Origin of the sequence: Streptomyces sp. DvalAA-43, assembly GCF_900091725.1 — a bacterium.
GTDB classification, from domain to species: Bacteria; Actinomycetota; Actinomycetes; order Streptomycetales; family Streptomycetaceae; genus Streptomyces; species Streptomyces pulveraceus.
The window spans coordinates 253,630-268,794 of record NZ_FMBW01000030.1; the positions used below are offsets into that span (position 1 = coordinate 253,630).

The following is a 15,165-nucleotide window of genomic DNA, read 5'->3' on the forward strand; positions in this document are numbered from 1 at the left end:
CCGGCCGCACGGCCGCCGGGTCTCCCTCTCTCCGGAGCCTGTCGCAATAGTCATTACACTTGCGCAACCTCTAAAGTATTGATGCCGGGGCCGCCCCGGCGGCGACCGGTCACGCGACCGCGAAGGCGAGAGGTGTCGGATGTTCTCCGATGTGGGACCCCTGGAACTGGCGACGCTGGCGGTACTCGCCATCCTCCTGTTCGGGCCGGACAGACTGCCCGAGTTCATCCAGAACGCGGCGGCGCTCATCCGTAAGTTCCGCGAGTTCTCCGATAACGCGAAGCAGGAGATCCGCTCCGAACTGGGCCCGGAGTTCGCCGACTTCGAGTTCGAGGACCTGCACCCGAAGACATTCGTACGCAAGCACGTACTCGACGACGAAGGCGAAGGCGACGACGAAGGCGGAAGCAACGGCCTCGCACTCGGGCTCGGCCTCGGGCCCGGACTCGGACTCGGACTCGGACTCGACGAGATCCGCAACTCCCTCGACCCGACGGAGGAGTTGACGGAGGCTGTCGATGCGCTCCGGTCGGCGGGCGACCCCCCTCCCGAGCGCGCGGCCTCACCGACACGGGTCAACCTGACGAAGGAATCCGGGACAGAAGCAACAGCCCGAGCACCGATCAACCACTTCGACGCCACATGACACCGCACCCCGCCGTGACCCAACTCACGTCACTTCAATGGTTGCGCAATGATTAAACTGTCGTCATGGACACAGGAACCCCGACGGGGTGGGAAGCGGCGGTACTTTTCGGGGGCCCCGCGGACGGCGTGCGGATGCGGGTCGCCGACCGGCCGCGAACGATCCAGGTGACCTGCCCCTGTGAGCTGGAAGCCCCGTCGAACGGGATGCGCGCGGAGGCGCTGCACATCTACCGTCGCGACCTGCGAGTGAAGAGCGAGCCGCTGCGGTACGGCTTCGACGGGGCCAGCCCCTGATGGAGCGATACGCGCTACTCAGCGGGCGGCGTCGCTCTCCGCCACGGAACGGGCCGACGCGACATCGCCCGGTGCCGCCCGGATGGTCCGCGGCGTCTCCTGCACCGGGGCATCCTCGGCGGGAGCGGGAGCGGCAGCGGGCTCCGCGGCGCCGTCCTGCTTCATGGCCTTGGCCTCGCTCTTGAGGATGCGCATCGACTTGCCCAGGGACCTGGCGGCCTCCGGCAGTTTCTTCGAGCCGAACAGCACGATCACCACGATCGCGACGATCAGCAGGTGCCAGGGTTCCAGTCCGTTGCGGAGCATCCCGCCCACCCCATTCTCTTCATCCGGCAGAGGTGGGTACCGGGCGCACCACACCACCTGTAACGCTTGCTACATTGCGCAACTGTACAACCTTGCAGTGGGGCCAGACGTCCCCTTCGTATGAGGCAGACGGATGAGGGCGTACGCATGACAACCAGCCACCCGGCGGCTCCACCGCGGCGCAGGCGCACGGCACCGGCGCCGCGCGAGGGCGGACGGCGCAACGTCCCCGAAGGACGGCGCGACGTCCGCGCAGGACGACGCCGCAAACGCAGCCGGCTGCGAATAGCCCTCGCCATAGCCCTGTCCATACTCGTGCTCGGCGCAGCCGGGCTCGGCTGGATCTTCCTCGAACTGAACGGAAACATCGACACGTTCAGCGCGGACGGCATCTCCGGAGAACGCCCCGAGGCGGCGAAGGGCGCGAACGTCCTCGTCATCGGATCGGACGCGCGCACCGGCGGCAACAGCGCGCTGGGCGGCGGGGACAAGGACGACATCGGCCGCTCCGACACCGCCTTCCTGCTCCATGTCTACGCCGACGGCCGGCACGCCGTCGCCGTGTCCATTCCGCGCGACACCCTGGTCACCATCCCGCCCTGCAAACTGCCGGACGGCTCCTGGACCAAGACCCGGACCAACACCATGTTCAACGCGGCCTACTCCGTGGGCCAGACGGCCAAGGGCAGTCCCGCCTGCACCCAGAACACCGTCGAGGAACTCACCGGGCTGCGCGTGGACCACACGGTGGTCGTCGACTTCAAGGGCTTCGCAGAGCTGACGGACGTGGTCGGCGGTGTGAAGGTGTGCCTGCCGCAGGACATCCACCAGAAGGACCTCAACCCCAACCGCACCACTCGGGGAAAGCTCCTCTTCCGCAAGGGGGAGCAGACGGTCGCCGGTCAGAAGGCCCTGGACTACGTACGTATCCGGCACGGCATCGGCGACGGCTCCGACATAGGCCGTATCAAGCGCCAACAGGCTTTCGTGGCCAGCCTGATCGCACGGGTGAAGAGCGACGGCCTCACCCCCACCAAGCTGCTGCCGCTCGCCGATGCCGCCACCAAGTCGATGACGGTCGACCCCGGTCTCGGCTCGGCCGACAAACTGATCTCCTTCGCGATGTCCCTGAGAGACATCGACCTGCACAACACCAAGTTCGTCACCATCCCCTGGCGGTACGAGGGTGCTCGCGTGGCGATCGTCCAGCCGGACGCCGACGAGCTCTGGGCCGCGCTGAAGGCCGACCGGACCATCGACGGCAAGGACGCCAGCGGCAAGAAGGGCGCGGCGACGGCCTCCGCCTCACCGAGCGCCGAGGAGCCCGTCTCCGGGGACGGTATCGACGTCGCCGTCTACAACGGCACCACCACCAAGGGGCTCGCCGCACGTGCCGCAACCGCTCTCACCGACCACGGATTCACCGTCACCGGTACGGGGAACGCGAGCACCCAGGACCACGCCGACACCGTGATCGAGTACGGGCCGGGGCAGAAGAGCCGGGCCGAGAGCGTCGCCGGACTCTTCCCCGGTGCCCGGCTGCAGTCGGGCACCGGCACGGGCATCAGCGTGATCCTGGGCCGGTCCTACCCGGCCGAGGGCCCCTCGGCCAAGGCGACCGGGGTGCCCAAGGCCGTGGCCGACGACGCCCGCTCGGCCGATGACGACCTGTGCTCCAACCTGTCGTACGGGTAGGGCAGCCCGACAGGTGGTCGCGCCCACCGAGCGGGCGCGGGCCCGGCCGGGGGCAGGTCGCCGCCCGGCCCGGGGCAGGTCGTCGCGCAGCCTGGGCAGGTCGTCTCCCGCCCCAGGGCCAGCAGTCTCCCGCCCCTGGGCAGGTCGTCTCCCGCCTCAGGGCCGGCCGTCTCCCGGCTACTTGCTGACGGCGAAGCGCATCAGGGCGTGCTCGCTGCCCTGCTTGATCTTCCCGGTCGTATTGATCACTTCGAGCTTCCAGCTGTCGCCCACGCGCACGGCCTTGGCCACGGCGCACCCGTTGTCCTGGGTGAGCAGGCTCGGCCAGATGTCGGCGACCTGCTGGGTGCTGCCCCCGGTGGCGTCGTACACCTTGAAGCTGATGTTGCGTGCCTTCTGGAAGGAGCTGCCCTTCTTGTAGGCGGCGGCGACGAACACGATCGACGTGATCTGGGACGGAATCCGCGCGAACTCGACGGTCACCGTCTCGTCGTCCCCGTCTCCGCGCCCGGTCTGGTTGTCGCCGCTGTGCACCAGCGAACCATTGCCCATCGGGTCGAGGGAGTCGAGACCGGCGAGGCGCACCGGGTCTCCGCCCTGCATCGCGACGGCGATCAGGTCGAGGTCGGTTCCGGACTTGCGGCGGAGTATCCCCATCACCCCGCCGCTGCTGCCGGCGGTGGGGTCCCAGGACACTCCGATGGACAGATGGGTCACTCCGTCCAGATCCGCCGGGCCGTCTTCCTTCGTGAGCGTAATCATGTATGAATCATCCTTTTTGACGACGGGCGCGACACATAAGAGTGTGCCTGGGCCCTCATGGTCCTTCACACCCCTCCCCGTCACACCGGAATTCGCGCCCCGCCACCTTCAGCGCGACGGCGTGGAGTGCGATGGCGTGGAGTGCGATGTCCGGCGCCGACACGACTACGGGCCCGGACAACATCTCCGGGCCCGCTCCCACGATCCCGAAGCTGTCAGGCACCGGCCCCGCGCAGCCGGCCCACCGGTCCCGACGCCGTCTCGGCACGTGCGGCCAGCTGACCGACCATGAGCCGGACCACGGTCACGACATCGGGATCGTCGACGTAGTAGACCTGGCGCCGGCCGTCGCGGCGGGAGCGTACGAGACCGGCGAGCCGCAGTTTCGTCAGGTGCTGGCTGACCGCGGGCAGGGCGCCGCCCACCCGGGCCGCGAGGTGGGTGACATCGCTCTCGCCCTGCGCCAGCGCCCACATGATGTGCAGCCGCGCCGAGGACGCCAGCAACCCGAACGCGGCGGCTGCCTCGGCCAGCACCTCGGCGGACGGATCCTCCGGCCCACCAACGTCTGCCGCCACAACCCGCTCCCGTCCCGTCCCGCGTCCTGGCCACCGTCCCGTGCCCCGGCCCAGTCTAGGTGTCCGGCACCGGGCGCCCGTGCGGGCGCACGCGACTCGGACCGGCAGGTCAGCCCGCAGTCCTCAGTCCTCAGTCCTCGTAATAGTTGTTCACGATCACATCCGGCTCGTCGTCGCTGAACGCCTCATTGAGCAGCGCACCTCCGACCAGCCCGGCCGCACCGGCACCGATGAGCGCCCCCGTACCGAATCTGCGACCGCCCTGCTGGTCCTGGTGGTCCGCGTGCGGGGCCGGATACCCCTGCTGCGAATAGCCCTGCTGCGGGTACCCCTGCTGCGGATAGCTGGGCTGGGGCGGTGTGTAGTACGGCGGAAGGGTGGTCTGCACCCGTTGGGCGCAGCCGCCGCATACCTGGATCTGCCGGGGCACACCCCACTGCGGGGACCACGTCACGGGCGTCGTACCGGGGCCATGGCTGGGATCGAAGAAGCAGGTCATGGGAGAACTCCCTGTCGGTTGTGATGAATTGGCACCCATCGGCGACTGCGGAACGACAACGGTCGGCGTCGGCACAGGAGGCGCGCTCGGTACCGGAGGCGCAGTCGGTACCGGAGGCACAGTCGGCGCGTACGTATTAACGCCCCCGCCATCCGCGACAACGGAGGCCGGAGCAGGGGACTTCGCCCCCGGCGCCTCGCGCAGGACGTCGACGCCGTAGTCGGTGGCGATGCCCGCGAGCCCGGAGACATACCCCTGCCCCACCGCGCGGAACTTCCACTCCGCACCGCGCCGGTACAACTCACCGAAGACCATCGCGGTTTCCACCGACAGACTCCCGGCCACCAGGTCGTAGCGCGCGAGCTCGGCGCCCCCTTCCTGGTCGGTCACACGGATGTGAGCACCGCGCAACTGCCCGAAGTTCTGGCCGCGGGCCGCACCCTCGTAGATGGACACCGGAAAGACGATCTTGGCGACATCGCCCGGAACCCTGGCGAGATCGACAAGAACCTGTTCCTGATCCCCGACAACACCACTGCTTCCGCTTCCGGAATGGCGGACCGACCCGTCCGGACTGCTCAGGTTGTTGAAGAAGACGAAGTGCTGGTCGGACAGGACCTTCCCCGCCCGGTTGCACAGCAGCGCGCTGGCGTCCAGCTCGCAGCCGGCCCCCACCTGCCATCCCAGCCCGACCGTCACGGCAGCCAGGCCGGGAGCCTGTTTGCTCAATGAGACGTTTCCGCCCTTGGTCAGGGGCACACCCATGAACTTCCTCCGCAGTCGCTCCGGCGTACGCCGTTCGGCGCTCGTCGTACTCAAACGCGGTCCGGAGACCTTGAGTTCCACAGTTGCGCAATATCTTAAATGAAGATTCCGTCACCGCCCCCACCCCGGGGAACACGCAACCACCGACACCGCGCCCGCGTCCTAGAAATATCCATAGCTTGCGCAACCGAGCAACATACGACGGCCGGCCGAACGGGAGACGCTCCCGGACACGGCCGCACAAGGAGACAACGACATGGGCATCGTCAGCTGGATCATCCTCGGCCTCCTCGCGGGCGCGATCGCCAAGATCCTGCTTCCCGGCCGCGACCCGGGAGGCTTGATCGGTACGACGCTCATCGGCATCACGGGCGCCTTCGTGGGCGGCTGGATCTCCGCCCGGTTCCTGGACCGCCCGGTGGCGAAGCAGTTCTTCGACCTGCCCACCTGGGGCGCGGCCATCGGCGGCTCCCTCGTGCTGCTCATCGGGTACCGCCTGCTGTTCGGCAACTCCCGGGACTGACCGACTACGCCTTCCCGACCCCGGCCCCCGGCCCTGCCGCTACATGCGGCTGTTACGCGCGAGCCCCGCTTCGATGTCGTCCAGAGCCCGGCGCGCAGCGGCCAACTGCTCACGCAGTTCGGCCTCCGCGCTCGCCGACGCGGTGCGGGGCGCCGGGACCTCGCCGCTCCGCCCGGTCTCCAACTCCCGGGCCTCCTGGAGCGAGTTGATGACCACCCCGATCAGTAGGTTCACCAGAAGGAACGAGCCGAACAGAACGAAGGAGGCGAAATATACGATGGTCCAGCGGGAGATCTCCAGACCGGCCCGTACCGCGTCGCCGAGGCCGTCGAGGGTGATCAGGAGGAAGAGGGTGAGAGCCGCCCGGCCGAGTGAGCCGTAGTGCTCCGGGTCGGCCGATGAGAAGAACACCCAGCCGATCATGGCGTAGATGTAGAGCAGGAGTGCCCCGACCAGAACGAAACTCACGGTGCCCGGCAGGCTCTTGCCCACGGCCACGATGACGATCCTCAGCTGGGGCAGAAAGCGGGCCGCGCGCACCACACGCGCCAGGCGCAGCAGGCGCAGAATGGTGGCGTTCTCGCGCGCGAAGGGCATGAACGCCAGCGCGACCACCGCGAGGTCGAATACGTTCCACGGGTCACGGAAGAAGTCTCCGGGCCGGTCGGCGTACGCCGCGGCGCGAAGCAGGATCTCCACGGTGAACACCGCAAGGAACAGGTGCTCCGCCGTCTTGAGCGGGGCGTGCCAGTCGTGCACGGCACCGGCATAGGTCTCGACGCCGAGCAGGGTGGCGTTGCCCACGATGAGGCAGAAGACCACGGCCCCGAATGTCGCGGAATCCACGATCCGACGGCTGCCGGCCGCCACGGCACCTCGTAACTGACCGGTCCGGTCCGACATCCCTGACCCCATCCCTCGCAGACCCTTTCCGGTCATGAGCTGAAGTGGATCTTAAGACGTGCAGCAGGCCCCGTAGCCCACCCCTCGGCCAGTCCAGCGCTCACAGACCCTGCACGCACAAGCAGCAGGTCAGGGCGGTACTGTGGCCGTTTCACGCGGCTACCGCACTATGGCAGCCCCTCCATCGATCCGCATCCGCTCAACCGCCCCTGGTCGGTCATCCGTTCTTCCCGCTGTCCGCCCGAGCGAGATCGCAGAGTGCAGGGCACCACGCCCGCCCAGCGGGCTTGTGCATCCCGTCGAAGATCCACTCACTGGTTTTGCCAGGGTGCTCCTCAAGTCCCCGTCTTCGCGGGATGTGTCCAGAACGATGACTCCCCAGATCAGGGCGACTCCCTCTCAGGGGCTCGAAACGGGTTTCCGATTCTCCAAACGGTGTGGAACAGGAGCTGGAACGAAGCTGGGGACAGGCGGCGGCGCAGGTGCTGCGGAGCGGCCTCGGAGACTCTCGGCGGCCTCGCCGGGCCCAGGGAAGCGGTGGGCTGACGCCAGGTGGCGTGGGAGAGCTCGGGAAGCAACACAAGTGCGAGGACGAAGCAGACGGCGACTCGGGCGGGCAGTGCCCGCAGCCGCCGCTGGAGGCGGCCGGTCTCCTCCAGAACCGCGCGAACCGTTTGAGGGTGACATACGGCGTCAGTTCGCCGAGGTGGCCCTGGGGCGAACAGCCCGAAGGCAACCATGAGGGAACGCGTGATCGTGGTGATGGCGGGCTGAAGGCTCAGTGGGATTCGCTCGGTGGGCCGGCTTGATCTTGGCGGAACGCCTTCGTCCACCAGGGGTCCCGTCGACTTCGCGGCCTCGGGTGTGGCCGATCGGAATTTACTGATTGCACCAGCGACGCTCGGGTTGATAAAGATGAACATGCGAACGGTTGTTCAACCTGCCGGGGTGGTCTGAGCCGGAGGCTGCGGCACCGGTACCGGCTGAGTGACAACGCTGAGACGGATCGGCGCGCGGAGGGGGCTCTCGCATGGTGGCATGGGACATCAGACCGCAGGGGGTGCAGGGCCAGTTGAAGGTCACCGGCACGCATGCCGGAGACTTGGAGAAGGCCCTGACCGCGCTGATGGCGACCATGTCGGAGGCTGCGCAGGCGGCAGGTACGGCCGTGCCGGGGGCACAGGCCACCACACCTCTGCAGGGCCCGGTGGCACCGGGACAGGCGCCGTTGTCGCAAAAGGCGACGGGGCCGGTGGCCGCGGCGCTGGGCGAGTACCTGGGAGAGCGCCAGAAGGATTTCAAGGCGATGGCCGAGCGCATCGAGGCGGCCGTCCTGGGAGCGGTCGAAGCCACGAACGCGTACTGCGAAGGCGACCTGGAAGCCGCCGAGCACGCGCAGAACGCGGCAAAGGCCATACGCCTGGACCTCCTCAAGGACACCGGGGGACACAGATGAGCGGCAACGCTCCGGTCGACCCGGTCGGGATACCGGTCTTCACCGGTGACCTGGCCCTGCTCGACACAAAAGTGACGGCATTGTCCACCGACGGCGCGGAGATCGCGACGGCCGCAGGTGACGTACACACCAGCTTCGGCGGACTGCGTTCCTTCTACAAAGCCCCCGAAGCGGAGCAACTGTTCGCCACGACCAAGCCGGTCGCGGACACCGGACTCGATCTGAGCTCGGACCTGTGCGTCATCGCCGGCGCCCTGGGCACCTACTCGGACGACGCCTACCCATTGGTCGAGAAGCTCAAGGAACTCAAGCGGGACGCCGTCGCCTTCCGCGTCAAGGTCGACGGCGACGACAAGTGGCGCGAGGACGGCGACCTGGTCGAGGAGAACAACCACCGTCGCAATGAGATAGCCGAGGTCTGGGCCGCCTTCCAGGAGGTGGAACGGACCTGCCACGCCAAGATCGTCGCCCTGGTCGGAGGCAAGGCACTCAAGACGAACGACGGTTCCACCAAGGAGGGCATGTACGGCTACGACGCCGAAGCCCTCAAACAGGCGAAGAGCCTGCCCTGGGGAGACGCGGTCGAGGAATCGACCCCATGGTGGCAGGTGTGGGAGCACGCCTACGACTTCGGCAAGGGCTTTGTCGTCGACGGCGTCTGGGGCACCATCAAGGGCCTGGGCACCCTGGTCGGCGTCGACGGCTGGGACGCCGCGAAACAGGCGTGGACCGGCCTGGCCAAACTCGCCACCGGAATAGCGATCGCGATCATCCCCGGTGTGAACGCCGCCTTCTGGGCACTCCCCGACGACAAACTCCCTTCCTGGGTAAGGGACTCACGCACCGCGATGAAGGAGACCGGCAAGGCACTGATTGCCTGGGACCAATGGGGCAGCAACCCCTCCAGGGCTGCCGGGGCGGTCACCTTCAACGTCCTGACCACTGTCTTCACCGGCGGCACCGGCGGCGCAGCGGCAGGCGCGGGCAAGGCCGGCATGGCGGCCAAGGCCCTCTCCTTCGCAGGCAAGGCTGGCCGGATCGTCGACCCCATGACCTACGTCTTCAAGGGCGCGGGCGCGGGACTCTCGAAGATCAGCGACGTGATGGCCGGGCTGAAGGGCCTGGGCAGGTTCGAGACCCCGAGCATCAACGTGGACGGTGCGATCGCTCTCCCCGAAGGTGCCGTCCACCTCCCCGACGGGGCAATCCACCTCCCGTCGGGCTCGGCGATTCCGGACGGGGCGATCAAGCTCCCCGACGGCAACATCAAGCTCCCCGAGGGCACCACCGCTCTTCCGCCGGACACGGTGAAGCTTCCGGTGGACGGTCCGTCGCGGTTCATGGACCCCAAAGGCAATATCTACGACGCAGACGGCGCGATCACCCAGCACGCGAAGGACGCCCCGACGGGCAAGCCGGACGCGGGCGCGGACATCCCGCGCGTCGACGCCCCGAAGGTGGACTCCCCGGCCACGGTCAAGGCCCCGGAGCACGAGTTGGCAGGCGTCGGCGGGCGCGGCGGCGGCGCGATCCGGCTGGGCAGCGACATCTCCGACCCGGTCCGCGTGGGTGACCAGACACCGGGCGCCCGCCCGGACACCACCGATGGCGGCCACGCGGGGCACGGGCCCTCCAACGACCTCAACGCTCCCCGGGGCGGCCACGGCGACACCCCCTCCACGGGCAGCCACACGAACACCCCATCGACCGTTGGCCACACAGATGGCCTGGGCGGCACCGGTCACACGGACGGCCCACCCACCGGTGGCGGCCACCACGAGCCCCCGCCCGCGGGCGGCCACCAGCCGGACGGACCGGGCGGCACGGGCGTCGGCCACCACGCACCTCCGGCCTCGGCAGCCCCTGACGAGGTGACCCGCGCGGCCCACCGCGCGGAGTACGAGGCTGCGCGTGAGGTTCCGGTCAAGGACCGAACGCCTGAGGAAAGCATGGCCATCACCCGCGAGCACGTCCGGCTGGCCAACGAGGACCCGGTCTGGCGGGCGGAGCATTACGACAAGTGGGGTCCCGGCTATCGCAACAATGCCGACGCGCTGGTCGACGGCCAACCCCTGCCGAAGCTGACCGAGAAGGTTCCCGGCACGTGGATCGCTGCATCCGACATCCCGCACGCACACCCGGGCGGGTTCCACCTCACCCCCTTGGAGAGGGACAGGGCCACTGTCGTCCCCGACGAACTCACGCACCTCGACAAGGTTGCGGCCAAGCGCATGGCAGGCATGGACCTGAGCGCGGCCGAGAAGGTCTTTGAGAAGAATCCGAGCCTTGAGAACGCGTACGACCTGGCCCACGCACAGGAGCACTACAACCAGACGGTCGGCGAGGGCATCGCCAACAACTCCAAGCTGGGTGAGGACCTCGGAGAAGACGCCGCGAGGCACCACATGCTTCTGCAGAATGAGTTCGAAGGTGCCCATGAGATCACCGACCTCCCTGAGACGGCCAACGGTTCGAAGAGGTTCGACCAGCTCTGGCGTGACAAGAACGGCAACCTCATCATCGTTGAGGCGAAGAGCCCCAATGGGACGCTGGAGTGGCGCCGCGGCAACGGTCGACTCGACCGCGACTTCATGGTGAAGCAGGGATCCCTTGAGTACGTCCGCACGATCGTTGCCGATATGAAGGATCGCGTCATGACTTCACCGGGGGAGGCCAAATACATCATCGAGCTCGAAAACGCCATCAAGTACAAGACCCTGCGTTACGTCCTCGTCCAGGCCTCTGAGAACACCGGTCAGTATGCTGGGGCCGTGCTCCATTACTTCAAACTCTTCTAAGGAGAAACGCGTTGGTCTCGATCATTCCCCGCCACCCCTTTCCCACGGGGAACGCGGAAGCGGGCCTCGCTGTTCTCCAGGAGAGCGTCGACGGGTGGATCGACGGTCTGGAGGCGGACTCCACAGGTCTGGGCGAGGCCTTCGACACCTCGCTCATGCTGGCCAAAGGGCACTGCCTGCTGGACCCGCGAGGATCGATCTTCCCCACCTGGGACGCCTGGGTGAACTCGATGCAGATCGGCTCCGCCGTCTTCGCCGTCGCGACCACGACCGAGAGCCACGTCCAGTGCCGCATCGCGCACAAAGACCGCACTCTCCAAGCCACCGGTACGCAGCAGTACGTGACCCCGGGCACCTGGCTCACGGCCTTCTACCTCGCCGTGGTGTGCCGGGAACGGGAAAGGATCACGGCCCTGTGCCGAGTGCCCCTGTCTCTGCTGCGGGAGAACGGTCCACACTACGACGAGTTCGAGTACGCCTGGATCGACGCCCTCCAGACCTACTGGCTCGGCGGCGACGGCCTCGGCTCGAAGCTGGTGGCCGCGGTCGACGGCGCGGACTCGGACACCATCGCCGACCAGGAGACGGTGGGCAAGCTCCTCTACCCGCCGATGGAGATGTTCCACCGGGTCATCCGCAACGACCACGCCGGCTTCAACCGCGCTCTCGCCGCCGCCCTCCAGTGGCACAAGGAGTACTGGACCGATGAGACCCGGGCCGGCCTGATCTCGGGCCTCGTCGCGCTCGCGCCGCTCGCCATGGCCTGCTTCGCCCACGACGCGGGCATCCCTATCGAAGTCGAGTCCGAGTACCTGCCTGCCACCCTCCTGGGACGCAACTGGTGCGGTGAGTTCCCCACGTAAGGCGCACATGACCACCCTCCTTCCCCGCCACGCGTTCCGTACGGACAACGCGGCCGAGGCCATGGCGCCGATCGTCGCGTCAGCCCAGGACAGCAGGTCACACCCGCACCAGTTCTCCAGCGCCTCGCCCACGAAGCCCTCAGCGCCCCCTACCCCCCGTACATCGAGCGCGCCACCCGCTACACTGGCGGCGGCGAGCAGGCCCTCATCGGTCGATCACCAATCTGTCCAAAGCACGTCAAGAAACCGCTCCGTGCGCGGCACCGTTTTAGACACGCTTATCGACAGATCCCCGCCTTCGTAGCTCAGGGGATAGAGCACCGCTCTCCTAAAGCGGGTGTCGCAGGTTCGAATCCTGCCGGGGGCACAGCAAAGCACCAGGTCAGAAGCCCTTCCGCCCGAGTGGGCGGGAGGGCTTCCGGCGGCCGGTGATTGACAAGCTATTCCCGGATGCGTACCGGATGGCCCACGACCTCGGCGTGCTCGTCGAGATCCTCACCAACGGCTCCCGCCTCGCCGCCCCGAAGCACCTGGCCCCGCTCACACGTCGGCGCCCGAGCCGGATCACCCTCAGCCTGTACGGCGCCACCGCCAAGTCCTACGACGGACCGACCCGCCGCAAGGGCGCGTACCGGATGTTCCTCCAGGGCCTGACCGCCGCCCACGAAGCCGACCTCCCCCTTGGCCTGGCGCTGATCATCACGCGGCACAACGCCCACGAGGCCGACCAGATGCGGGCCTCCGCCGACCGCTACGGACTGCCGTCCCGCGAGTACACCCACATGTCACCCACGATCTACGGCGGTGCCGCGCCCTCGCCTCCCAGGCACCCGACCATCTCGCCGACCGCGAGCCGTTGCGGAGCTGCAACGCCGGCCACACGTTCTTCCATGTCGATCCGCGGAGGGATGGCACCGATCTGCAAGGTCGGCCGCGACAACGCCATCCCGCTCATCACCGAAGGAGTCGAGGGCGACCTGCCCGACTTCCTGTGGGTGCTCGCCGATGGCTTCGGGCCGATGAAAGCCGCACTGGACGAGGAACGCGAGGCTCGCCACGACGCAGCACTAGCCGATCTTGCCGAGCGGCACGCAACCACCCCGCGCAGGCCCGCTCGGGAGATCATCGCCGAGGCGCATGAGCAGCGGTTCGAGCCGACTCTCACGTCCACAACAGCTACGGGTCGAGGCATCGGAACCCTTCAAGGTATCTGGTGGCCAAAGAAGCCCAGGCTCGGACACCACAGGTTGGTTCGGCCATGAACGGGCGCATGGAGTCGGCTCGGCATTGTCTGCCGACCTTCAAATCCGGTCTGATGAGACGCAGTTGTTGTCTTGCATGCCCAGAACACTGCGAACCTCCGTACCGCCATCGCCAACTCCCTTGCCCAGTACGACCTACTCGGCTCCGACAGGTACGGCCGCCGCGCAGCGCTGACCTGAACCTGCGATGGGCCTCTGCACCCTCCCGGCCGGCCACCCCGCCCAGCGCCACCGCGGCACTTGCGAGGCGCACCTCAATCAGCGTGAAGTCCGAATACCACCTCACCACCAACCAGTCGGGGCGAGCGCGGCCCGAAGCCCCCGTCCGGCGAAGTGCCGGCCCGTCTCACCTGCTCCGCCCTCAGCGCAGGGTGCGGGCCTCGGCCTCGACGTCGTAGTCGTACATCCAGGGCGTGCCGAGGATCGGGGCTTTGTCCGCGGCCATGAGTTCAACGTTGAACCGGGAGCCCTGCTGGAACCGGGCCGCACGATCGCGCCGCAGCGTCTGGTAGCGGACCAGGACATGGGGCACGTCGGCGGTGCTCACCCCTTCCAGCAGCGTGGCCAGCCCCATCCCGTCCTCGATGGCCTGGTTGGCGCCCTGCCCCATGTAGGGCAGCATCGAATGGGCCGCGTCGCCGAGCAGCGCCAGCCGCCCCTGCGACCATTGCCGCAGTGTTTCCCGGTCGTAGATACCCCACCGGAAGGTCGCGTCGACCTGCGAGACGACCTTGCGTGCCAGCAGATCCCAGCCGTCGCCGAAATCGACGGCCAACCGCTGTGGGTCGCCCGGCGCCGACCAGGACTCACGCGTCTGCTCATCGGCCGCGGTAAATGCCACGAAATTCAGCAGCTCACCCCTGCGCACGGGGTAGACCAGCAGATTCTTGGTGCCGTCGTTCCAGAACCGCACGGCACCATCGGGCCAGTCGGGCACCCGCTCCGCGGGCATCACGCCGCGGTATGCCGTAAGGCCGGAGAACACCGGGTCGCGTGGCTCCACGACATACTGCTGCAGCACCGAATGGATGCCGTCGGCGCCGACCACGACATCGCCCTCGGCGCTCTCCCCGTTCTCGAACGTCACCACGGCGCGGTCGTCGTCCTGTCTGAACGCCACACACCGGTGATTGATGTGCAATGCGTCGCCCGGAAGGCTGGAGACCAGCAGGTCCACCATGTCCGCGCGGTGCATGCCGAACATGGTGTACCCGTCGTCTCCACCGAGCGACAACGAGGACACCTCCGTGCCGTCCGCATCGCAGACCGCGAATCCGGTGATGGAAGCCCCGATCCGGGTGACCTTGTCGTAGAGACCGAGCCGCTCAAGCACCCGCAGGCTGTTGGGCGCGAGCATGAAACCCGCCCCGACCTCGCCGAGCCGGTGGGCCTGTTCGTACACATCCGCATGGACGCCCTTGGCCCGCAGCGCCACCGCCGCGGCCAGACCGCCGATACCACCGCCGACGATCACCACGCGCATTCCGGCCACCGGGACCTCTTTCCACCATCACCAAGGCACTCGGACACCTGCACGCACATGCTGAGCGACTGCGACGCGGCAACCCGCCATTGAGCCGTAGGCAGCATGTCGCCCACCGCAAGAGGCCCGAATCCTGCCGGGGGCTCTGACCACGCAGTAGGTCAGAGGTGTCGAGAGCCCTCCCGTTCCTTCGGACGGGAGGGCTCTTCGCTGCCGGAAGCCCATGGAGTCCACATCCAGTCCCCATGGAGGCCGCATTCCCTCGAAGGGGCGGCTCCGGTTCTCCGGCAGAGACGCCGCCCCGGTGAGGAGGCTCCGTGCGTGGCCGGT

Annotated in this window: 14 protein-coding genes, 1 tRNA gene and 1 pseudogene; 9 read left to right on the plus strand and 7 right to left on the minus strand. The window is 67.9% G+C overall.

What is annotated here, in order from left to right; translation table 11 throughout:
* The first annotated feature begins 139 nt into the window (after window positions 1–139).
* Together GA0115234_RS07140 and GA0115234_RS07145 are read left to right on the plus strand one after the other, a co-directional pair.
* Window positions 140–646 carry a sec-independent translocase gene (locus GA0115234_RS07140; RefSeq protein ID WP_093539996.1) on the plus strand — a complete coding sequence of 169 codons (507 nt, stop codon included), beginning with the start codon at window positions 140–142 and terminating at the stop codon, window positions 644–646.
* A gap of 65 nt (window positions 647–711) precedes the next feature.
* Window positions 712–942 (plus strand): hypothetical protein, encoded by a 231-nt coding sequence (locus GA0115234_RS07145; RefSeq protein WP_093539997.1) that lies wholly within the window; start codon window positions 712–714, stop codon window positions 940–942.
* Between the two features lie 18 nt (window positions 943–960).
* Here the strand turns inward: GA0115234_RS07145 and tatA are convergent, their stop codons facing one another.
* Window positions 961–1,248, minus strand: coding sequence for a Sec-independent protein translocase subunit TatA (gene tatA, locus GA0115234_RS07150; RefSeq protein ID WP_093540157.1), 288 nt, complete (start codon window positions 1,246–1,248; stop codon window positions 961–963).
* A gap of 147 nt (window positions 1,249–1,395) precedes the next feature.
* Between tatA and GA0115234_RS07155 the strand changes: the two genes are divergently transcribed.
* Window positions 1,396–2,943 (plus strand): LCP family protein, encoded by a 1,548-nt coding sequence (locus tag GA0115234_RS07155; RefSeq protein ID WP_093539998.1) that lies wholly within the window; start codon window positions 1,396–1,398, stop codon window positions 2,941–2,943.
* A gap of 177 nt (window positions 2,944–3,120) precedes the next feature.
* Here GA0115234_RS07155 and GA0115234_RS07160 read toward each other — a convergent pair whose 3' ends face one another.
* From GA0115234_RS07160 to GA0115234_RS43260, 3 genes and pseudogenes are all read right to left on the minus strand, one after another.
* Complete coding sequence (locus GA0115234_RS07160) at window positions 3,121–3,705, minus strand: TerD family protein (RefSeq protein WP_093539999.1); 585 nt, start codon at window positions 3,703–3,705, stop codon at window positions 3,121–3,123.
* A 215-nt stretch (window positions 3,706–3,920) separates the two neighbouring features.
* Entirely contained in the window at window positions 3,921–4,283 is a 363-nt protein-coding gene (locus tag GA0115234_RS07165; RefSeq protein ID WP_093540000.1) for an ArsR/SmtB family transcription factor, read from the minus strand.
* Window positions 4,284–4,986: 703 nt separating this feature from the next.
* A pseudogene (locus GA0115234_RS43260) lies at window positions 4,987–5,547 on the minus strand (TerD family protein); the annotation flags it as partial.
* A 256-nt stretch (window positions 5,548–5,803) separates the two neighbouring features.
* Here GA0115234_RS43260 and GA0115234_RS07175 point away from each other — a divergent pair.
* A complete protein-coding gene (locus tag GA0115234_RS07175) occupies window positions 5,804–6,070 on the plus strand; it encodes a GlsB/YeaQ/YmgE family stress response membrane protein (protein ID WP_093540002.1) in 267 nt (88 codons plus the stop codon).
* Window positions 6,071–6,109: 39 nt separating this feature from the next.
* Here GA0115234_RS07175 and GA0115234_RS07180 read toward each other — a convergent pair whose 3' ends face one another.
* Together GA0115234_RS07180 and GA0115234_RS44275 are read right to left on the minus strand one after the other, a co-directional pair.
* Window positions 6,110–6,973: an ion transporter gene (locus GA0115234_RS07180; protein WP_093540003.1), complete on the minus strand. Its 864-nt coding sequence runs from the start codon at window positions 6,971–6,973 to the stop codon at window positions 6,110–6,112.
* Between the two features lie 383 nt (window positions 6,974–7,356).
* On the minus strand, window positions 7,357–7,896 hold the full coding sequence (locus GA0115234_RS44275; protein WP_093540004.1) for a transposase domain-containing protein: 540 nt from the start codon (window positions 7,894–7,896) through the stop codon (window positions 7,357–7,359).
* 107 nt (window positions 7,897–8,003) lie between these two features.
* Between GA0115234_RS44275 and GA0115234_RS07190 the strand changes: the two genes are divergently transcribed.
* From GA0115234_RS07190 to GA0115234_RS43265, 5 genes are all read left to right on the plus strand, one after another.
* Window positions 8,004–8,429: a DUF6507 family protein gene (locus GA0115234_RS07190; protein ID WP_093540005.1), complete on the plus strand. Its 426-nt coding sequence runs from the start codon at window positions 8,004–8,006 to the stop codon at window positions 8,427–8,429.
* Window positions 8,426–11,227, plus strand: coding sequence for a hypothetical protein (locus GA0115234_RS07195; protein ID WP_093540006.1), 2,802 nt, complete (start codon window positions 8,426–8,428; stop codon window positions 11,225–11,227). Before GA0115234_RS07190 ends, GA0115234_RS07195 begins: the two co-directional genes overlap by 4 nt.
* Before the next feature lie 11 nt (window positions 11,228–11,238).
* Window positions 11,239–12,090, plus strand: coding sequence for an immunity 49 family protein (locus GA0115234_RS07200; protein ID WP_093540007.1), 852 nt, complete (start codon window positions 11,239–11,241; stop codon window positions 12,088–12,090).
* A gap of 294 nt (window positions 12,091–12,384) precedes the next feature.
* Window positions 12,385–12,457, plus strand: a tRNA-Arg gene (locus GA0115234_RS07205).
* A 94-nt stretch (window positions 12,458–12,551) separates the two neighbouring features.
* Window positions 12,552–13,352 (plus strand): hypothetical protein, encoded by an 801-nt coding sequence (locus tag GA0115234_RS43265; RefSeq protein ID WP_237541119.1) that lies wholly within the window; start codon window positions 12,552–12,554, stop codon window positions 13,350–13,352.
* 361 nt (window positions 13,353–13,713) lie between these two features.
* Here GA0115234_RS43265 and GA0115234_RS07215 read toward each other — a convergent pair whose 3' ends face one another.
* On the minus strand, window positions 13,714–14,835 hold the full coding sequence (locus tag GA0115234_RS07215) for an FAD-dependent monooxygenase (RefSeq protein WP_093540008.1): 1,122 nt from the start codon (window positions 14,833–14,835) through the stop codon (window positions 13,714–13,716).
* Window positions 14,836–15,165: the final 330 nt, after the last annotated feature.